Raw genomic sequence first — 19656 nt, 5'->3', positions numbered from 1 at the left:
TCATCGCCTCCCCGCTCCGTCAAAAGGTCGTGGCATGTGCGCGGGCTCAGGCCAGCGGGCGCAGGAACGTCAGCACCGAACCGCGTTCGACGATCAGCGGGCCGAGGGCGGCGTTGAAGTCGGCGCCGTACGGTGCAGCGAGATGCTCGGCGAAGGCGGCGGCATCCCGATATGCCTCGGACACCACGAACCGTGTTCCGATCGGCGAGGGTCCCGCTGCGGCAGCCCCCGAGGGAGCGGCGACCACACGACGCGGGGTGAAGTCGAGGCATCCGCTCTCTCGCCGGACCTCCGCCGTCAGCGCGAGGAGGAGGCGCTCGACCTCCTCCTCGCGGCCGGCGACGGCGGTGAACTCGGCGATCAGTTCGACCCGACCGTCGGCCGTCACCGTCATATCGGCCGTCACGTCGGCCGTCACGCCGGCGCTCGCTTCGTTCACGCCTTCGCCGCGCCGGTCATGATGGCGACGGCATCGGTCATCGAGTGCGACTCGGGCGTGATGGTCGCGGCCCGCTTGCCGAGGCGCTGGATGTGGATGCGGTCGGCCACGTCGAACACCTGCGGCATGTTGTGCGAGATGAGGATGACGGGGATGCCGCGGTCGCGCAGGTTCTTGATGAGCTCGAGCACCTGGTTCGACTCGCGCACGCCGAGCGCCGCGGTGGGCTCGTCGAGCACCACGACCTTCGACCCGAACGCCGCGGCGCGCGCAACGGCGACGGCCTGGCGCTGTCCGCCCGAGAGGTTCTCGACGGGCACCGTGACGTCTTGCAGCGTCGAGATTCCGAGCGCGCGCAATTCGTTGCGTGCCTTCTCGCGCATGCCCTTCTGGTCGACGACGCGGAAGACCGAGCCGAGGATGCCGCGCTTGCGCTCCTCGCGCCCGAGGAACAGGTTCGCGGCCACGTCGAGCGCGGGCGAGACGGCGAGGTTCTGGTAGACGGTCTCGATGCCGGCCGCCCGGGCGTCCTGCGGACGCTTGAAGTGCACGGGCTTGCCGTCGAGGAAGATCTCGCCCTCGTCGGGGATCTCAGCCCCGGTCAGGCACTTGATGAGCGTCGACTTGCCGGCGCCGTTGTCGCCGATGATGGCGAGCACCTCGCCGGGATAGAGCTCGAGGCTCACCCCGTCGAGGCCGACGACGCGGCCGAAGGTCTTCACGAGCCGGCGCGCACTGAGGATCGGGGTGCGGGTCTCTGCGGGGCCGGCGGCGGGCGCCTGGCCCGCGGCATCCGTTGCGGTGGTCATTTGCGTACCTTTCGAATCCACTGGTCGACCGAGACGGCCACGACGATGAGCACGCCCACGGCGAAGGTCTGCCAGAGCACGTCGAGCCCCGCGAGCGAGAGTCCGTTGCGGAAGACGCCGACGATGAGGGCGCCGAGCAGGGTGCCCCACACGGTGCCGCGGCCGCCGAAGAGGCTCGTGCCGCCGATGACGACGGCGGTGATCGAGTCGAGGTTGAGTTCTGCGCCCGCGTTGGGCGACGCGGCGTTCGTACGACCGATCTGAATCCAGGCACCGAGCGCGAGGATCGCTCCCGCCGCGAGGTAGACGCTCATCAGCACCCGGTTCACGCTGATGCCGGCGAGGCGCGCGGCCTCGGGGTCGTCGCCGACCGCGTAGACGTGTCGGCCCCAGGCCGTCTTCGCGAGGATCAGGGCGACCACCACGTAGAGCACCAGCATCATCAGCACGCCGATGGTGAAGTTCACGCCGCCGATGGTGAAGGTGGCGCCCATCGCGGTGAGCAGTTCGGGCATCTCCGCCCCGCGGACGGTTGCGCCCCCCGAGTACAGCAGGGTGAGCGCGACGAAGATGCTGAGCGTGCCGAGCGTCACGATGAAGGGGGGCAGCTTCAGACGGGTGACGAGGAAGCCGTTGAGCGCGCCGGCTGCGAGACCGACGACGAGGCCGAGGCCGATGGCCAGCACGCCCGGGAGACCGAGCTGCACGCTCGTCTGCGCCATCACCATCGAGCTCAGCACCATGACCGCGCCGACCGAGAGGTCGATGCCTGCGGTGAGGATGATGAGCGTCTGGGCGACGGCGAGTGTTCCGACCACGGCGACCTGCTGCGTGATGAGCGAGAGGTTCGCCGGGTTCAGGAAGCGGTCGTTCAGCAGGCCGAAGACGATGACGGCGAGCACGAGCACGATCGCCGGGCTGACGGCCGGGTAGCGGTGCAGGATGTTGCGGACGCGGCTGAGGGGCGTGGTGCGGTCGAGGAACTCCTCGGCCAGGTCGAGCGCCGACGTCGGCGGCTCGGAGGTCTGCTGGGTCACGTTGATACTCCGATGTTCGGTGGGTGAGGGGTGCCGGCCGGGAGGGACCGGATGCCGCGGGGCTGAAGCGCGAGGCGTCGCCCCGAGGCATCCGTCACCGACCGGCACCGCTCACGTTGCGGTGCCGAGGGTCAGCCCCAGCAGATCTCGCCGCCCTGCGCGGTGTCGATGGACTCGACGCCGTCTTGGGGGTCGTCGGTGACGAGCGCGACACCGGTGTCGAAGAAGTCGAGCCCCTCGGTCGTCTCGGGTGCTTCGCCGGTCTTCACGAGGTCGAAGATCGCCTGCACGCCGAGCTCGGCCATCTTGACCGGGTACTGCTGGCTCGTCGCGCCGATGATGCCCTCGGCGACCTGGTCGACGCCGGCGCAGCCGCCGTCGACGGAGACGACGATCACGTCTTCTTTGCCGGCTGCCTTGAACGCCTCGTAGGCGCCGTAGGCGGCCGGTTCGTTGATCGTGTAGACCACGTTGATGTCGGGGTTCTTCGAGAGCAGGGTCTCGGCGGCGGTGCGGCCGCCGTCTTCTGCTCCACCGGATGCCTCGTTGCCGACGATCTCGTAGTCGCCGCCGCTGTACGTACCGGTCTTCGCCTCGTCGCCGTTCACCTCGGCGTCGGCAGTGTCGATGCCCATGCCGTCGAGGAAGCCCTGGTCGCGGTTGTAGTCGACGGAGACGATCTTGTCGTCGAAGAGGTCGATGAGGGCGATGGTCGCCGTCTCGCCGGCGAGCTTGGCCGCCGTCCAGCGGCCGATCTCCTGGCCGGCGGCGAAGTTGTCGGTCGCGAAGGTGATGTCGACGGCCTCGGGGTCGGCCGGCGGGGTGTCGAGGGCGATCACGAAGAGTCCGGCATCGCGGGCCTTCACGAGTGCGTCTTCGACGCCGGGGCCGTTGGGGGTGATCAGGATGCCCGCGTCGCCCTTGGAGATGGCGTTCTCGATGGCCTGGATCTGGGTGTCCTCGTCGCCGTCCTCCTTGCCCGCGGCGAGGGTGAGCTCGACGCCGAGTTCGTCGGCGGCCGCCTCGGCGCCGTCCTGCATGGCGACGAAGAACGGGTTGGTCGTGGTCTTGACGATGAGCGAGACGCCGATCGCGTCGGCATCGCCGCCGTCGCCCGTGTCAGCGCCACCGGCGCAGCCGGTGAGGGCGAGTGCCGCGGCCGCAGTGAGCGAGCCTGCGGCGATGAGACGCCGGCGGAGTGCACCGGGTGCTGTGTGATTCATCGATGAATCTCCTCTGGTGTTGGAAGGCCCGTTGTCTTCCTGACAACGATGTCATTGTTAGGTCTAGCCCATCACCGCATGTATAGTCAAGTCCAACTTGCACATTTGGGAGCAGATTGTGACACCGTTGTCAAACACGAATACAGCGCACGAGGGCGCGCGTTCGCGGCCGACGATGCGGCACGTGGCCGCACTGGCCGGGGTCGGAGTGAAGACAGTCTCGCGAGTGATCAACGGCGAGCCCAACGTGTCGGCGGCCACGATCGCCAAGGTCAACGCGGCGGCCCGCACGCTCGACTACCAGCCCGACCTGCACGCCGGGAACCTCCGCCGTGCCGACGGCCGCACGCGCACCCTCGGCCTCCTCGTCGGCAGCGTCGACAACCCGTTCTCGGGCGCGGTGCACCGCGCCGTCGAAGACGCCGCACTCGCCCGCGGCGTCTCGGTGTTCGCCTCGAGCCTCGACGACGACCCCGCCCGCGAACAGGAATCGGTCTCCGCCTTCCTCCGTCGCCGCGTCGACGGCCTGATCCTCACCACCGTCTCCGAGAGCCAGGCCTACCTCGGCCCCGAGCTGCGCCGCGGCACCCCGGTGGTCTTCGTCGACCGCGAGCCGGCGGGCATCACCTCCGACGCCGTGGTCAGCGACAACGCCGAGGGTGCAGCGCTCGCGACCCGCCACCTACTCGAGCACGGGCACCGAGAGATCGCCTACCTCGGCGACCGCCCCGAGATCCAGACGGCACGTGAGCGTCACCGCGGCTACCTCGACGAACTCGGCCGCGCCGGTGTCTCCACTCGAGGCCAGCAGGTCATCGAGGGGCTGCACGACGAGGCGACGTCGCGCGCCGCGACCCTCGCGCTCTTCGACGCGCCGAACCCGCCCACCGCGATCTTCTCCAGCCAGAACCTCGTGACCATCGGCGTCATCCGCGCGCTGCGCGAACTCGGCCGCCACCATGACACCGCGCTCGTCGGCTTCGACGACATTCCGCTCGGCGACCTGCTCGATCCGGGCGTGACGGTGGTCGCGCAGAACCCGCAGGCGATCGGTCGCGCCGCGGCCGAGCGGGTCTTCGCCCGCCTCGACGGCGATTCCACCCCCGCGGCGCGCACGATCGTGCCCACTCGGTTGCTGGTGCGCGGCTCGGGCGAGATCGCGCCGCGATCGGAGGGGTGAGCGGATGTCGCAGGAACGCGCCGAGCACGGCGCCCGCATCACGGTCATCGGCGACGCGCTCATCGACGAGCTGAGAGACCCGAGCGGCTCACGTGAGTTCATCGGCGGAGCCGCGCTGAACGTCGCCGTCGGGCTCGCACTGCTCGGCGAACGGGTGACACTCGTCGCCATGCTCGGCGACGACGATCCGGCGACCCGCATCCGCTCGTACCTGCGCGACTACGGCGTGCGACTCGTCGAGAGCCCGTCGGAGCACGGCACCTCGCGCGCCGTCTCCGATCGCACCGACGGCGAGCCGCGCTACGAGTTCAACGAGGCCGCGCAGCGGCGACGCATCCGCTTCGACGACGCCACCCGCGCCGCGATCGACGAGGCCGACCTCGTCGTCGTCAGCTGCTTCCCGTTCGACGACGCCGAGCAGTACGCCGAGCTCGTGGGTGCGATCGCGCGGCCCGAAGGTCGGGTGGTGGTCGACGGCAACCCGCGAGCGGGCATGCTCGCCGACCGCGCCGCATTTCTCGCCGGCTTCGAGGACTTCGCGTCCCGGGCGTTGCTCACGAAGGTGGGCGACGAAGACGCGGAGCTTCTGCTCGGCGACACGCTCGACGCGTTCGTACGACGCCTCCGAGACCCGAGCGGCGCGCAGGGCGCGATCCTCGCCACGGCCGGGCGCGCCGGGGCATGGGTGCGCCACGGTGACGTCACCGTGCACTCGGACATCGTCGATCTGCCGGGGCCGATCGTCGACACGATGGGAGCCGGCGACGCGACACTCTCCTCGATCGTGCACCAGGTCGCCTCCGGCGGCCTCCCGCAGACGGCGGCGACGTGGAGCGCGTCCCTGCACGAGGCCATGACCGTCGCCTCGGCGACCGTCCGGCACGAGGGCGCACTGCTGCGCGTACCGCAGCCGGAGGCCCGTTTCCCGAGCTGACGACGGTTCACCTGGACGTGTTCGCCGAGGTCAGGGTCGAAGCACGCGAACCCGGCTGAGGGCGAAGACGAGGGCGCCGACGACGATGGTGGCGATGAAGATCATCAGCGAGTAGAGCGCGACGCTGCCGTACCCCGTGTCGGGGTCGAGGAACGGGTACGGCACCCAGCCGTCGGTCGCGCCACGGAGGATCACGACGACGATCCAGATCACCGGGTAGATCAGCACGACCCAGAGGCGTCTCCAGGGAAGCGCATCGCGGTCCCCGAAGAGGATCCAATCCGCGATGGCGTAGATGGGGAAGAGGACGTGGAGCACCCAGTTCGCCCAATCCAGGGAGATGCCACCCTCGAGCCCTGCCAAGAGGAGGTTGTAGACGATTCCGACGATCACGATGTAGGTCGTCGCGCACGCACGGGCGAACTGCAGGAGTGGTGTCTGCGGGCGGCCCATGAAGGTGGCCAGGGCGGCCAGGAACAAGACCACGGCGGTGATGATGTTGCTCTGCATTGTGAAGAACCCGAAGAAGTTGAACGGGTTGATCGTCGCCCGCGATGCCGTGTCGAAGAAGGTCGCGACGATCGCTGTCACCACGAGCGCGACGATCGCCAGCCTGGCCACCGCGAACACCGGGGCGGCGCGCCGAGTCGATGTCGCAGTGCTGGTTTCACTCGCAGTCGTCATGGCACTTCCCCCACTCGGCGATCCCGTCATCCGGAGCCTAGTGGTGTGTCCATCGGTTGCGCGCTGCGCGGCGCGCGCTTCTCCTCGACGAGCGACCGCTTGCAATGTCCGTCGGACACTCCGTAACATCGCCGTCACTCACTGACAACGATGTCACGGTGGCATCGATACTCGCGCAATGAAGGGCGACTCGAACGATGACGACGAAATCACGATGGCGCACAGTGGCCGCGACGGCTGCTGCCGCGCTGGCACTCGGCATGCTCGGCGCCATGCCGGCGATGGCGGATGACGACGGGCCCGACCCGGCGACCGAGCAGTACCGCCCGCGTCTGCATTTCACTCCCGAACGCAACTGGATGAACGACCCGAACGGCCTCGTCTACAACGACGGCACGTGGCACATGTTCTTCCAGCACAACCCCGCGGGCACGCGCTGGGGCAACATGAGCTGGGGCCACGCGACGAGCACCGACCTCGTGCACTGGGAGGAGCAGCCGATCGCGATTCCCCAGACGTTCGACGAGGAGGGCGTTGCGATCGAGGACATCTTCTCGGGCTCGGTCGTCGTCGACGAGCAGAACACGAGTGGACTCGGCACCGCCGAGAACCCGCCGATGGTCGCGATCTACACGAGCGCCTACACGAACGCGCACCCGACGCATGCCGGCAAGCAGGCCCAGTCGCTCGCCTACAGCCTCGACGACGGCCAGACGTGGACGAAGTACCAGGGCAACCCGGTGCTCGACCGCGATTCCGCGAACTTCCGCGATCCGAAGGTGATCCGATACACCGACCCCGAGACGGGCGAGTCCTACTGGGTGATGGTCGCGGTCGAGGCGCTGCAGTACCAGGTCGTGCTGTACCGAAGCGATGACCTCACGAACTGGACCCACCTCAGCGACTTCGGTCCGGCCAACGCGACGGGAGGCATCTGGGAGTGCCCCGACCTGTTCCCGCTCCCGGTCGACGGCGACCCCGCGAACACGAAGTGGGTCATGGTCGTGAACCTCAACCCGGGCTCGGTCGCGGGCGGCTCGGGTGGCCAGTACTTCGTCGGCGATTTCGACGGCACCACCTTCACCTCCGAGAGCACGGTGTCGGATGCCGCGGCGCCGGCCGGCGACCTCTTCGCCGGGTTCGACGACGGCACCTATGGCGGCTGGACGGTCGCCAACGAACCCGGCAACTGGGCGAACGGCCCCTTCACGGATGCTCCGGCCACCGGCACCCTCGCCGGGCAGAACACCGTCTCGGGCTTCATCGGCGCCGGCCTCGTGAACGGCTTCGCCGACCACGACTGGCCCATCGGCAGCATGGAGTCGCCGGCCTTCACGATCGAGGCCGACTACGTCAACCTGCTCGTCGGCGGCGGCAATCACCCGCACGTCGACGGCACGCAGCTCGGCAACGAGCCGCCGGCGGGGCGCCTGCTGTTCGACGGATTCGAGTTCCCCGACGGCACGACCCTCGCCGACGCCGGCTGGGAGGCGACGGGCGATCTCGCGACCGAGCCGTGGCGCAACCCGTCGACGGCCGGCGGCGACTACTACCTCGGCCAGAAGCGCATCAACACCTGGGAGGGCGGCCCGAAGGGCGACGACAACCTCGGCGACCTCACGTCGCCGGCCTTCACGATCGAGCCCGGCGAGGACCGCCTGTCGTTCCTGCTCGGCGGCGGCAAGCGCTTCAACGGCACGCTCGAGGTGCGGCTGCTCGTAGACGGCGAGGTCGTGCGCACTGCGACCGGTCCCGAGGCCGGCCAGCTGAACTGGCAGTCGTGGGAGGTCGCGGAGTTCGCCGGTCGCGACGCGCGGTTCCAGGTGCACGACGACGCGACGGGCGGCTGGGGCCACCTCACGCTCGACCACGTCGTGCTCGGCGCCGAGCCGGCGCAGGCGAGGTCGGAGGAGACCAGCGTCAACCTCGTCGTCGACGGCGAGATCGTGCGCACCGCCACTGGCAGCAACAGCGAGAACCTCGACTGGGTGAACTGGAACGTCGCCGAGTTCGCCGGCCATGAGGCATCCGTTCGCATCATCGACAACAACCGGTTCGGGTGGGGTCATGTGCTCGTCGACCAGGTGATGTTCGCGGATGCCCCGGCCGCTCCGCGCATCGAGGGTTACGACTGGCTCGACTGGGGCCGCGACTACTACGCGACCGTGTCGTTCGGCAATGCACCCGACGGTCGCCGCGTGATGCTCGGCTGGATGAACAACTGGGACTACGCGAACGACATCCCGACGGGCACATGGCGGAGCGCGATGGCGCTGCCGCGTGATGTGTCGCTCGTGACGACCGAACGCGGCCCCCGGCTCGTGCAGCAGGTGGTGCCCGAATTCGCAGAACTCGAGCAGACCGATCGGGCGTACACGGATGCCTCGCGGCCGATCGCGGCGGGCTCCGAGACGCTGCCCGTGTCGGGCGAAGTCGTGCGCATCGACGCCGTGCTGCGGCCCGGCGACGCCGACGCGGCCGGGCTCAGCGTGCTGGGCGACGGCGAGTCGGCGACGCGCATCGGGTACGACGCGGCATCCGGTCGCCTGTTCGTCGACCGTCGAGACTCGGGAAGCACGGCGTTCCATCCGACGTTCGCCTCGCTCGATGATGCGCCGGTGGCGCTGCGCGACGACGGCACGATCGCGTTGACCGCCTACGTCGACCGCTCCTCGGTCGAGGTGTTCACCGCCGACGGTCGCACCACGATCACCGACCAGGTGTTCCCGAACGCCGGGGCGGACGCCATCGGACTCTGGGCCGAGGGCGACGGCGCGACGCTCGAGTCGCTGACCGTGACGCCGATGCACGGGGCGATGTACCAGGAGGCCGGCGTCGACGGTGCCGCGGCGGCGCCGTCCGCCGCCGAGCTCTCGTCGACCTCGGGCCCGAAGTCGGCCGACAAGGACGGCGACTACGTCGTGAAGGTGAAGGTCGCGAAGGGCGAGCCGACGACGGTCGTGCGGCTCATCGAGGACGGCCGCGTGATCGCCCGGGAGTACCGCACGGACGACAGCGACCGAATGGTGAAGTTCTCGATCACGGATGCCGCGGCAGGCGATCACCGGTACACGGTCGAGCTCGAGAACTCGGCCGGCGTCACGCACGGGGGTGAGCTCCTCGTGCGGGTCGCCGGCTGAAACACGGGTGGGATGCCACGTGCCGATCGTCGCCTCCCACCCGCCTCGTGGGAGGAACGGGTGTCGGCCACGTTCGCAAACGTCCGATGTTCTCTTGCGGCGTCCGGGCAAGCTGTGTAGTATGACCGCCTGATAACGATGTCACATCGGACGTCGTGACCAAGCCCCAACCTCCCGATGAAGGGCAAGACCAACTATGACGACGAAACCACACTGGCGCACCGCCGGCGCGGCGGCCGCGATGGCGGCACTCGCCGCACTCGGTGTGCTCGCCGTGGGCATGATGGGCGCCATCCCCGCGTTGGCCCTGTAGTCCACGTTCGACCGTGCACCCAGCACGGCGCACGAGCGGATGCCCCGGGGATCGATTCCCCGGGGCATCCGTCGTTCGAGCGTTACTGCACCTTGCCGCCTGAGTTGACGTCGATGTTCGCCGGGATGTCGGCCCAACCGCCGAGCCCGTCGTTGCCGTAGGTGTAGTCGACCGCGCTGTTCACGCCATCGAGGTCGATCTTCACGGTCGGGGCGAGCGTGCCGCCGCGCACGAAGTCGTCGTGCGTGCCGATCGTGTCGATGAACGACTGCACCAGGCCGCCGGGCATGACGTAGTGCGAGTACGCCTGGAAGTGGCCCGGGTGCTGGTTGAAGTCGGGCGCGAACGGCTGGCCGCCGGCGAAGTTGAGGTTCGTCGGGTTGCCGAGCGCGAGGCCCGAGCCGCTGTTCAGCGGCTGGAAGTCGCTGCGGATGCCGTCGCCGACGAAGCCGTAGACGCCCTCGGGGCCATCGATGCCCGCCGCGAAGGTGCCGCGGTGGCTGATCGTGAAGAGGTAGGCCTTGCCGTCCTCGAACACGAACTGCGGTCGCTCGGTCTGGTCGGTGACGCAGTTGGCCGAGAGGATGGGCGGCAGGAACTCCCACTCGGTGAGCTCGTCGTTCTTCGCCTTCGCCAGACCGATGTTGCCGATCTGGTACGGCGCGCCCGAGGCGTTGACCGCTTCGACGGTCTCGGCGTAGGGGTCGCCCTCTCGATACCCGAGGTCTTCGGCGTTGCACGTCGCCGAGTCGCGAGGCATCGCCGAGTTGCCCTCGAACACCATGTAGGTCTCACCCGGGTGCGCCGGGTCCTCGAAGGTGAACGGGTCGCGGAAGTTGAAGAACGGGTTCTGCGCACCGGTCTGGTAGTACGTGCCGTCGGCCTGGAGCAGGTCGGTGACCGAGTTGAAGCCCGTGAACTTCACGCCGTTCTTGTTGGCGTGCACGTGCCCGACGCTCAGCGCGATGCGCGGGTCGTAGGGTTTGATGTCGTTGCCTGCAGCGTCACGGTAGAACGCGACATCCGTGAAGAAGAGCTTGATCTCGCCGCCCTTCATGATGCGCGCGGAGCCCGACCACTGGGTCTGGTGGCTGTAGGACTGGTCGTCGAAGATCTCGCCGGTCACGCCTTCATCGAAGACGAGGCCGCCGTAGGTCCAGCCGCCGTTCTCGGGCCGCTCGTCGACGGGGATGCCGGCCGGGCGGAAGAAGTAGCCGATCTTGGCGTACTGGTGTCGCTCGTCGAAGCCGAGGCTGCGGTCGGCGACCAGCGAGAAGATGATCTCCTTGCCGTTGACGCTGTACTGGTTGCCGTCCTCATCGGTCAGCGGCCAGGTGTCCCAGACCCAGACCTCGCCGTTCGACATGTCGGGGAAGTCCTGCGGCACCGTCGGCATGGTGAGCGCGGTCGGCATCGAGTTCTCGCGCGATGGCGCAGCGGGGTCGGACAGGCGCTGGAGCTGACGGGCGTCGGCGCGGGTCCACTTCGCGGTGAAGTCGTCCTCGGGCGCGTAGGCCTCTTGCGTGTGCAGCGTCGGCTCGGGGCCGGGCTGCAGATCGTCTGGTGCGGCGACGGCTCCGGCCGCGCCCGTGAAGAGGGTCGCGACCATGGCTCCCGCCGCGACCATTCCTCCGATGAGTGGGCGCGTCAAGCGCCCAGTGGATGTTGACATGTTCGTCACCTTTCGTGGATGAAGGTACGACCCTCGAAATGTGACGCTTGTGCTCCCCGACACAGGAACCTATGCGAATTCTGACAACGATGTCAACCCCTCGCACCGGATTGCCCGTGCGGCGCGTTCTTCGGGAAATTCCCAGATCAGCAGCAGGGCGGGGATGGTCGCGCGTTCATTCGGACAACAGCTCGATCGATGTTTGCAAATCGATTTGCATCTCACTAACGTGGCCTGCGATTCCTCGAGTGGCGCTTGCGCTCCTCCCCACAGACAAACCGCGAAGGCGCATCGCCGGTCGATGACCGCCTCGCTGGCGGATCCGACTGCACGCGGTGCGTGAACCACGACGGAGGATCATGAACCGAACACCTCGACGCGAAGCGCCGCCGGGCGATCGAGCAGGCACACGCTCGGGCCGGGGCGTGCACTCGACGGCCGCGAGGCTCACGCTCGTGACGGTCGCGGCCGCGGCGGCGATCGCCGCCGTCGTCGCCGTCATCGTGCTCGCGCCGGGCAGCGAGTCGCCGCGTCCGACCGACGCCGCCCCGACGCCCACCGCGGAACGAGAGTTCACGCGACCCGCCGACTGGTCGCCCTACCGACCCGCCGTGCATCTCACGCCGGCCGAACGCTGGATGAACGATCCCCAGCGGCCGCTCTGGCTCGATGGGCGCTGGCACTACTACTACCTCTACAACGCCGACTACCCCGAAGGGAACGGCACCGAGTGGTATCACGCGACCTCGACCGACCTCGTGCACTGGCGCGACGAGGGCGTCGCGATCGAGAAGTACGAGAACGGGCTCGGCGACATCGAGACCGGCAGCGCCGTGATCGACACGGAGAACACGGCGGGATTCGGCGAAGACGCCGTGATCGCGATCCTGACGCAGCAGCACGAGGGCGTGCAGCAGCAGTCGCTCTTCGTGTCGACCGACGGCGGCTCCCGATTCGAGCCGTTCGACGGCAATCCCGTCATGGGCAACCCCGGCGAAGCGCACTGGCGCGATCCGAAGATCGTGTGGGACGACGAGCGCCGCGAATGGCTCATGGTGCTCGCCGAGGGCCACCGCATCGGCTTCTACACCTCGCCCGACCTGAAGGCGTGGACGTACCGGTCGGCATTCGAGCGCGACGACCTCGGGGTGCTCGAATGCCCCGATCTCTTCCAGATGTCACTCGACGGCGACCCGTCGAAGACGACCTGGGTGCTCGCTGCCGGCGTCAACGGCGCCGAGCAGGGCATGACCACGGGCACCGCGTACTGGACGGGCGACTGGAATGGCGAGACGTTCACCGCCGATGGCGCCGGCGCCGATGCCGGCGATGGCGCCGGTGACGCGCCTGTCCCGTCCTGGCTCGATCGTGGCGCCGACTTCTACGCGGCGGTGACGTGGGAGGACCCGCGCCTGCCCGAAGCCGAACGCCTCGCTTCGCGCTATTCGATCGGCTGGCTGAACAACTGGGCCTACGCGGGCGAGCAGCCCACCGAAGACTGGCACGGCGGCACCGACTCGGTCGTACGAGAACTCGCGCTCCGCACTGTCGATGGGCGGCCGACGCTCGTCTCGACGCCGGTCGAGGCGCTCGCCTCACTCGCGGGCGACACCGAGATCGCGAAGGACCTGCGGGTGACGGATGCCTCGAGCACCTCGCTCCCCCAACCCGGATCCGACGCCTACCGACTGCGCGTCGAGGTCGCTCCCGATCCGGACGATCCGGCCTCGGAGGTGCGCTTCCGCATCAAGGAGGGAGACGGGGCATTCGCGACCGTCGGGGTCGACTTCGGCGCCGGCACCGTCTTCGTCGCCCGAGATGCCGATGCCGTCGCCGCCTCGATGCCAGAGGTCTACCGAGAAGTGCGCTCCGCGCCCGCACCCACTCGAGACGGAGTCGTGACCCTCGATCTCATCGTCGACACGGCGTCGGTCGAGGTGTTCGTGAACGACGGCGAAGCGGTGCTCTCGAACGTCGTGTTCGGGGCGCCCGGGGCGAACGGACTCTCGGTGGAGTCCATCGGCGGGCAGACGGAGCTCCGCTCGCTCCGCCTCACGCCCCTCGCCGTGGCAGCGGTCGAGCGTGCGCCGGCCCCGACCCGCCGCTGAGGCGAGGGGTGGCGCGCGGGCCCGGGGCTCGGCGGCCGCTCAGCGCTGGGGCCGCGCGACCGAGCCCCGCTCGATCAGCTCGCATGTGAGCAGCACCGGCGCCGCGACATCCGCCGCCGCTCCCGGCACCTGATCGACGCCGTCGATCAGGTCGAGCAGCCTGCTCATGCCCCAGCGGCCCATCTCGCGGTGCGGCAGTGCGATGGTGGTGAGTGCGGGGACGAGCGCCGCCGCGACGATGTCGAGATCGTCGACCCCGAGCACCGAGCAGTCGCGCGGCACGTCGAGCCCGAGTGCCGCCGCCGCCTGGTACACGCCCATGGCCATCTGGTCGTTGAAGCAGAACACCGCTGTGGGCCGTTCGGCCGGCGACCGGTCGAGGAGACGGCCGCCGGCAGCTCTGCCCCCGATGGCATCGGACGCGCCGCGCTCGACGAGCGCACGGCTGCCGTCGAGTCCGGCGGCGGCGAGCGCGGCACGGAACCCCGACTCCCGGCCGCGACTCGCCGGCGCGTCGTCCGTCGTCGTCGCGAATGCGATGCGGCGATGCCCCGCGGCGAGCAGGTGCTGCACCGCCGTCTCGGCGATCGCGTGCTCGTCGGGGGCGATCGCCGGCACGCGCCATCCGTCGGCAGGCACGGCGTCGACGAGCACGACGGGCGTCGTTCCGAGCGCATCGGGCCGGTGCACCTCCTGGTGGAACATGCGCGCGAGCAGAATGCCGTCGACGCGACGATCGACCAGGGATCGCAGCTGGCGTGCCTCGAACTGGGGATCGCCCTCGGAGTCGACCACCATCAGCACGACGTCGCGCTCACGAGCCGCCTCCTGTGCGCCCCGCACGATGCGACCGGCGAACGCGGTCGTCGCGATGTGATCGCTCGCGAGTCCGACCACGCCCGAGCGCTGCAGCCGCAGCCCGCTCGCGAGCCGGTTGGGCGTGTAGCCGAGCTCGGCGGCGATGCGGATGACCCGGTCGCGCGTCTCAGCGCGCACCGCGCGGCTCCCGCTCAGCGCGTGCGAGACGGTCGTGGGTGAGACGCCCGCCGCCGCAGCCACGGTCGCGATGCTCGGGCGCGGCGGAATCGCGTCATCCGTTCGTCGCTCGCGCCCCATGACCATCGAGCCTATCCGTGGCGCTCGAGACGGTTCAGGGCTCAGAACGGCCAGATGAGGGGCACGTAGAACACCGCGACGAGCAGGAACAGGACCAGCAGGGGCAACCCGAGCTTCCAGTAGTCGCCGAAGCGGTAGCCGCCGGGCTCGAGCACCATCGTGTTGGCGGGCGTCGCCACCGGGGTGAGGAACGACGCCGCCCCCGACACCGTGAGCGCCATCATGAACGGCAGCACCGAGACGCCGAGGTCAGCCGCGACGACCATCGCGACCGGTGCGACGATCAGCACCGTCGCGGTGTTCGAGATGAGCTGGCCGAGCACCATCGTCAGCGCGCAGATCGCGAACAGTGCGAGGTACGGCGAAGCATCGCCCACGAGTCCGAGCAGTCCCTCGGCGATGACGTCGGCGGTGCCGGTGGTGATGAAGGCCGTCGAGAGCGGGATCATGCCCGCGACCAGCACGACCGTCGTCCACGAGATGCTGCGGTACGCCTGCGTGGGCGACACCACGCGGGTGAGCACGAGAGCGGATGCCGCGGCGAGGCCCGCGATCGCCGGCGGCACGAGGCCCGTGGCGAGCAGCACCACCATGGCGGCGAGGATCACGACCGCGCGCTTGGCACCGGCGCCGAGCGGCACGGCACGGCGCATCAGCGCCGGCTCGTCGACGACGAGCACATGGGGTCCGGCGGTATTGCGTTCGAGCTGGTCCCACGCGCCGGTGAGCAGCAGCATGTCGCCGGCCTGCAGCCGAGACTCGGCGCCGACGAGGTCTTCGCCGGCCCGTTGCACGGCGAGCACGACGAGATCGCCGCTCGGAGTCACCATGCCGGGAAAGAGGTGCAGGCCGATGAGCTTCGATCGAGGAGCCACCACCACCTCGGTGACGCCGTGGCTCGCACCCATCAGCTCGCGGCCCTCGGGCAGGTCGTACTGCTGTCGAAGGGTGCGTGCGTGCGCGCTCACGTCTTGCGGCAGCGTCGTCGGCGCACGTTCGGGCAGCAGTCGACGCCCGATGAGCGAGACGATGAGCAGCGTGCCGACGACGAGCGGCACCCCCACGAGACCGAACTCGAAGAAGCCGAACGGCCGGGCACCGGCGTCGGCGGCCGCCTCGCTCACGATGATGTTCACCGGCGTGCCCGTGAGCGCGAGCAGCGACCCGGCGTGGGCCGAGAACGCGAGCGGCATGAGCATCTGCGACGGCGGGATACCGGCCCGCGTCGCGACGACGACGACGACCGGGATGAACGCCGCGACGGCGCCGTTGACGCTGATCAGCGCGGTCGCACCGGCGACGAGGAGGCACACCACGAGCAGCAGCGACCGGCGTTTCGTGCCGGCACGGCCGATGACCTGCTGCCCTGCCCACGCCGTGACCCCGGTCGAGTCGAGCGACTCGCTCACGACGAAGAGGGCGGCGATGAAGATCACCGTCGGGTCGCCGAAGCCGGCGAGCGCCTGCCCGAGGTCGAGGATGCCCGTGAGCCAGAGCGCGACGGAGACGCCGATCGCGACGATGCCGAGCGGCACCCGATTCGACATGAACGCCACGATCGCGAGCGCCAGGATGACGAGCGTGGTCGCGACGGGGTTCATGCGCTCACACTAGCCGCGAGGCATCCGTCGCAGCAGGGGTCCGTGCGACGACCGCAATGACGCTCCGCCACGGAGCGCGGCGGAGCATTCCCTCGCCCGTCGACGAGACAGTTCCGCCGGTGCTGTCCACGCAGTACGGTGAGCATCAGGATCAGCTCGAACCCGGGGGGACGTTCATGAGCATGCAGGCCGAGGCATCCGTCACCGTTCCGATTCCGAAGACCTCATGGCTGCCGCTCATCGTGGTGGTGCTCACCCAGATCCAGGCATCGTTCGCCGTGAACGCGCTGACCGTTTCAATGGCCGGTATCACCACCGATCTCGACACCCCGGCGAGTTCGGTCGGCACGGCGATCACCGCGGGCACCTTCGCGATGGCGGCGTTCATCCTGCTCGGAGCGAAGGTGAGCTCGCGCTTCGGCAGCCGCGGCGTCTTCCAGATCGCCGTCGTGATCCACGGGGTCGCGATGCTCGGGGTCGCACTCAGCGTCTCGCCTGCCATGCTCTTCATCGCACAGGCGTCTTCGGGTGCCGTCATCGCCCTCATCGCCCCCGCGCTCACCGTGTTCATCGCCACGAACTACCGGGGCTTGCAGCAGGGGAGGGCGATCGGCCTGCTCGCCGCGGCGATCCCGGCGGCGGGCGTGCTCGCGCTCCTCCTCGCCGGCTGGTTCGCGAACACGATCGGCTGGCGTTGGTCGTTCGCGCTCATGGTCGGGCTCGCCGTCATCAACGTGCTGCTGAGCTTCCGCCTGAAGCGCGTGCCGGCCCAGCCCGGTCTGTCGATCGACTGGACCGGCGCCATCCTCGCCGCCGTCGCCGTCATCCTGCTGAGCTTCGGCTTCTCGGGGCTCGCGAGCTGGGGTGTCTGGCTCGCGACCGATCAGGCGCCGTTCGACGTGCTCGGGATCTCGCCCGCCCCGCTCCTCGTGCTCGCCGGACTCATCGTGGGCCAGGTGTTCTTCTCGTGGCTGCGCCGCCGTGGGCGCGAAGGCAAGCCGCGAATCTTCGACCTGCGCGTGCTCGCGACGGGCTCCGAGCGTGCGATCACGGCGTGCATGGGCATCATGCTCTTCGTCGGCACGGCCGCGAACTTCCTGATTCCGCTCTACATCCAGGTCGTGCAGGGCCAGTCGAGCATCGAGACGTCGTTCTCGATCATCCCGTACACGCTGTCGATCTTCCTCGCCTCGACCTTCGTCGCCTCCCTCTACGGCCGATTCACGCCACGTGTGATCGCGAGCGCGGGCTTCGTCGTCGTGGCATCCGCGCTCACACTGCTCGCGTTCACGGTGCGCGGTGAGTGGAGCCAGGGCTTCGTCGTGGCCGGCCTCATCCTGCTCGGTCTCGGACAGGGTGCGATCGTCGCGCTCGTGTTCAACACGCTGCTCTCCTCGGCACCGAAGCAACTCGCCGGCGACGTCGGCGCTTGGCGCGGGCTCGTGCACAACCTGTCGGGCAGCGTGGGCATCGCCGTCGGCACGGCCTTCGCGGTGGGCATGCTCTCGACGATGCTGTTGACGGGTGCGCAGGAGCACCCCGAGATCTCCGACGAGCTCATCTCGCAGGTCAACCTCAACGAGGCCGACTTCCTCACGAACGAGCAGCTCGCGGCGGTTCTCGAGTCCCGGGCGACCGGACCCGAGCTCGACGCCGCTATCGCCGTGAACGCCGAAGCACGGTTGCAGTCGTTGCAGGTCTCACTGCTGGGCCTTGCCGCCCTGGCACTGCTCGCGATCGTGCCGGCGACCCGTATGCCGGGCCGGCGCCATGACGAACTGCCCGAGAAGCTCGAGCCCGACGACGACGACCCCATCGACCCTGTCGACGAAACGGAGGCGCTCGCATGACCACGACTCGCAGCGCGAACAAGCTCATTCCCGCGAACTTCACCGCCACGCCGTCGCTCGCGCACGCGCCCGCAGTCGTGCTCGACGACGCGCTGGACGATGTCGAGGCGACCGGAGTGCTGGTCTTCACGGATGCATCGGAGCAGGACTCCATCGCCGGGCTCGCTCCCGCTGCATGGCAGCGGGCCGGGTTCGAAGCGAAGCCCGGTCAGACCCTGCTCGTGCCGGGCGAGGCGCCCGTCTTCCTCGTCGGCGGCGGTGCCGCGGCTGAGCTCACGATCGACGGCTTGCGCGACGCGACTGCGAACTTCGCGCGTGCCGCATCGACGAGCGCCCGCCTGGGGTTCGAGATCCCGGGACTCGGCGAACTCGACCCAGCGACGGCCGGGCAGGCGATCGCCGAGGGAGCGGCGCTCGGGCGATACCGCTACCGGGGCCTCTCGGCCAAGCCCTCGGACGCGCCGCTCGAACGGCTCGCCGTGCGCATCGGCGACGTGCTGCCGAAGAGGTCGGGCGCCGCCGAGCTGTCAGCCGGCATCGAGGTAGGGCTCATCGCCGCGCGAGCGGCGAACGTCGCGCGCGATCTCGCGAACACGCCCGCCGGGCACCTCACCGCCACCGAGCTGGCCGAGACCGCCGTCGCCCTCGGCACGCGCTTCGGCTTCGACGTCGAGATCTTCGACAAGCAGCAGCTCATCGAACTCGGCTGCGGCGGCCTGCTCGGCGTCAATCGCGGGTCGACGGAGGAACCGCGCATGGTGAAACTGCGCTACACCCCGCGCGGCGCCTCCACCGGCCACCTCGGACTCGTCGGCAAGGGCATCATGTACGACTCGGGCGGCATCAGCCTGAAGCCGTCCGACCCGATGCACCTGCTCATGAAGATGGACATGGGCGGCGCGGCATCCGTGCTCGGCGCCTTCACCGCGCTGCGCGCGCTCGATGCCACTGCGACCGTGACCGGCTGGCTCATGTGCACCGACAACATGCCGTCGGGGTCCGCCTACCAACTCGGCGACGTGCTCACGGCACGCGACGGCACCACCGTCGAGGTGCGGAACACCGACGCTGAGGGCCGACTGGTGATGATGGACGCCATCGCCCTCGCGAACGAAGACGAGGTCGACGCGATCGTCGACATCGCGACACTCACGGGAGCGGCGCTGATGGCACTCGGCACCTCGACCGCGGCCCTGTTCGGCAACGACGAGACGACGCTCGGCACCGTCGAACGAGCCGCCGCCGCCACTGGCGAGCAGGTGTGGCGGCTGCCGCTCGAGCGCAGGTACCGCAAGCAGCTCGACTCCGACATCGCCGACATCGCGAATCTCGGCGGCCCGTTCGCCGGGGCGACGACGGCGGCGCTCTTCCTCGATCACTTCGTCGGCTCGACCCCGTGGGCGCACCTCGACATCGCGGGCACGATGCAGTCGGATACCGACGACTCCTGGCGCTCGAAGGGCGCGACCGGGTTCGGCACCAGGATCTTGATCGACGTCGCGCGGGGGTTCAGGCCCGCGCGCTGAGCGTTCTCACTGCGCAGCACGCCA

General features: G+C 69.4%; 14 protein-coding genes. 6 read left to right on the top strand and 8 right to left on the bottom strand.

The window, feature by feature from the left end; genetic code table 11:
* Positions 1-46: 46 nt before the first annotated feature.
* The 4 genes from AC6CH0_RS05480 to AC6CH0_RS05465 all read right to left on the bottom strand — a co-directional run bounded on the left by AC6CH0_RS05480 (position 47) and on the right by AC6CH0_RS05465 (position 3508).
* On the bottom strand, positions 47-439 hold the full coding sequence (locus tag AC6CH0_RS05480) for a putative quinol monooxygenase (RefSeq protein ID WP_498098766.1): 393 nt from the start codon (positions 437-439) through the stop codon (positions 47-49).
* Positions 436-1248 carry an ATP-binding cassette domain-containing protein gene (locus AC6CH0_RS05475; RefSeq protein ID WP_498098765.1) on the bottom strand — a complete coding sequence of 271 codons (813 nt, stop codon included), beginning with the start codon at positions 1246-1248 and terminating at the stop codon, positions 436-438. The genes AC6CH0_RS05480 and AC6CH0_RS05475 overlap by 4 nt, the downstream gene beginning before the upstream one ends.
* Positions 1245-2285, bottom strand: coding sequence for an ABC transporter permease (locus tag AC6CH0_RS05470; RefSeq protein WP_498098763.1), 1041 nt, complete (start codon positions 2283-2285; stop codon positions 1245-1247). Before AC6CH0_RS05470 ends, AC6CH0_RS05475 begins: the two co-directional genes overlap by 4 nt.
* 131 nt (positions 2286-2416) lie before the next feature.
* A complete protein-coding gene (locus AC6CH0_RS05465) occupies positions 2417-3508 on the bottom strand; it encodes a substrate-binding domain-containing protein (protein WP_498098761.1) in 1092 nt (363 codons plus the stop codon).
* A gap of 175 nt (positions 3509-3683) precedes the next feature.
* Here AC6CH0_RS05465 and AC6CH0_RS05460 point away from each other — a divergent pair, with 175 nt between their 5' ends.
* Both AC6CH0_RS05460 and AC6CH0_RS05455 read left to right on the top strand, forming a co-directional pair.
* Positions 3684-4688, top strand: coding sequence for a LacI family DNA-binding transcriptional regulator (locus AC6CH0_RS05460; RefSeq protein WP_498098759.1), 1005 nt, complete (start codon positions 3684-3686; stop codon positions 4686-4688).
* A gap of 4 nt (positions 4689-4692) precedes the next feature.
* The gene (locus AC6CH0_RS05455; RefSeq protein ID WP_498098757.1) at positions 4693-5622 is read left to right on the top strand and encodes a carbohydrate kinase family protein; all 930 of its coding nucleotides are present in this window, start codon (positions 4693-4695) and stop codon (positions 5620-5622) included.
* 30 nt (positions 5623-5652) lie between these two features.
* Here AC6CH0_RS05455 and AC6CH0_RS05450 read toward each other — a convergent pair whose 3' ends face one another.
* On the bottom strand, positions 5653-6306 hold the full coding sequence (locus tag AC6CH0_RS05450) for a Pr6Pr family membrane protein (RefSeq protein ID WP_498098756.1): 654 nt from the start codon (positions 6304-6306) through the stop codon (positions 5653-5655).
* Between the two features lie 197 nt (positions 6307-6503).
* Between AC6CH0_RS05450 and AC6CH0_RS05445 the strand changes: the two genes are divergently transcribed.
* On the top strand, positions 6504-9446 hold the full coding sequence (locus AC6CH0_RS05445; RefSeq protein ID WP_498098755.1) for a GH32 C-terminal domain-containing protein: 2943 nt from the start codon (positions 6504-6506) through the stop codon (positions 9444-9446).
* A 395-nt stretch (positions 9447-9841) separates the two neighbouring features.
* Here AC6CH0_RS05445 and AC6CH0_RS05440 read toward each other — a convergent pair whose 3' ends face one another.
* A complete protein-coding gene (locus tag AC6CH0_RS05440; RefSeq protein ID WP_498101044.1) occupies positions 9842-11386 on the bottom strand; it encodes a glycoside hydrolase family 68 protein in 1545 nt (514 codons plus the stop codon).
* A 404-nt stretch (positions 11387-11790) separates the two neighbouring features.
* Between AC6CH0_RS05440 and AC6CH0_RS05435 the strand changes: the two genes are divergently transcribed.
* The gene (locus AC6CH0_RS05435; RefSeq protein WP_498098754.1) at positions 11791-13539 is read left to right on the top strand and encodes a glycoside hydrolase family 32 protein; all 1749 of its coding nucleotides are present in this window, start codon (positions 11791-11793) and stop codon (positions 13537-13539) included.
* Between the two features lie 39 nt (positions 13540-13578).
* Here AC6CH0_RS05435 and AC6CH0_RS05430 read toward each other — a convergent pair whose 3' ends face one another.
* Together AC6CH0_RS05430 and AC6CH0_RS05425 are read right to left on the bottom strand one after the other, a co-directional pair.
* Positions 13579-14655 (bottom strand): LacI family DNA-binding transcriptional regulator, encoded by a 1077-nt coding sequence (locus AC6CH0_RS05430; protein WP_498098753.1) that lies wholly within the window; start codon positions 14653-14655, stop codon positions 13579-13581.
* A gap of 41 nt (positions 14656-14696) precedes the next feature.
* Positions 14697-16256: an SLC13 family permease gene (locus tag AC6CH0_RS05425; protein ID WP_498098752.1), complete on the bottom strand. Its 1560-nt coding sequence runs from the start codon at positions 16254-16256 to the stop codon at positions 14697-14699.
* A 176-nt stretch (positions 16257-16432) separates the two neighbouring features.
* On the opposite strand from AC6CH0_RS05425, the gene AC6CH0_RS05420 reads away from it, so the two are divergent.
* A complete protein-coding gene (locus AC6CH0_RS05420; protein WP_498098751.1) occupies positions 16433-18106 on the top strand; it encodes an MFS transporter in 1674 nt (557 codons plus the stop codon).
* Positions 18103-19632, top strand: coding sequence for a leucyl aminopeptidase (locus AC6CH0_RS05415; RefSeq protein WP_498098750.1), 1530 nt, complete (start codon positions 18103-18105; stop codon positions 19630-19632). The genes AC6CH0_RS05420 and AC6CH0_RS05415 overlap by 4 nt, the downstream gene beginning before the upstream one ends.
* The last annotated feature ends 24 nt before the right edge of the window (positions 19633-19656 follow it).

The sequence above is a fragment of the Agromyces sp. GQ35 genome (assembly GCF_059758475.1).
Note: the sequence above shows the minus strand (reverse complement) of the source record. Positions and strands in the feature narration are given on the sequence as shown.

Coding starts and splice junctions, on each gene's coding strand:
- AC6CH0_RS05475 (WP_498098765.1), bottom strand. CDS start 1,248: ATGACCACCGCAACGGATGCCGCGGGCCAGGCGCCCGCCGCCGGCCCC.
- AC6CH0_RS05465 (WP_498098761.1), bottom strand. CDS start 3,508: ATGAATCACACAGCACCCGGTGCACTCCGCCGGCGTCTCATCGCCGCA.
- AC6CH0_RS05460 (WP_498098759.1), top strand. CDS start 3,684: ATGCGGCACGTGGCCGCACTGGCCGGGGTCGGAGTGAAGACAGTCTCG.
- AC6CH0_RS05455 (WP_498098757.1), top strand. CDS start 4,693: ATGTCGCAGGAACGCGCCGAGCACGGCGCCCGCATCACGGTCATCGGC.
- AC6CH0_RS05450 (WP_498098756.1), bottom strand. CDS start 6,306: ATGACGACTGCGAGTGAAACCAGCACTGCGACATCGACTCGGCGCGCC.
- AC6CH0_RS05445 (WP_498098755.1), top strand. CDS start 6,504: ATGACGACGAAATCACGATGGCGCACAGTGGCCGCGACGGCTGCTGCC.
- AC6CH0_RS05440 (WP_498101044.1), bottom strand. CDS start 11,386: ATGGTCGCGGCGGGAGCCATGGTCGCGACCCTCTTCACGGGCGCGGCC.
- AC6CH0_RS05435 (WP_498098754.1), top strand. CDS start 11,791: ATGAACCGAACACCTCGACGCGAAGCGCCGCCGGGCGATCGAGCAGGC.
- AC6CH0_RS05430 (WP_498098753.1), bottom strand. CDS start 14,655: ATGGGGCGCGAGCGACGAACGGATGACGCGATTCCGCCGCGCCCGAGC.
- AC6CH0_RS05425 (WP_498098752.1), bottom strand. CDS start 16,256: ATGAACCCCGTCGCGACCACGCTCGTCATCCTGGCGCTCGCGATCGTG.
- AC6CH0_RS05420 (WP_498098751.1), top strand. CDS start 16,433: ATGAGCATGCAGGCCGAGGCATCCGTCACCGTTCCGATTCCGAAGACC.
- AC6CH0_RS05415 (WP_498098750.1), top strand. CDS start 18,103: ATGACCACGACTCGCAGCGCGAACAAGCTCATTCCCGCGAACTTCACC.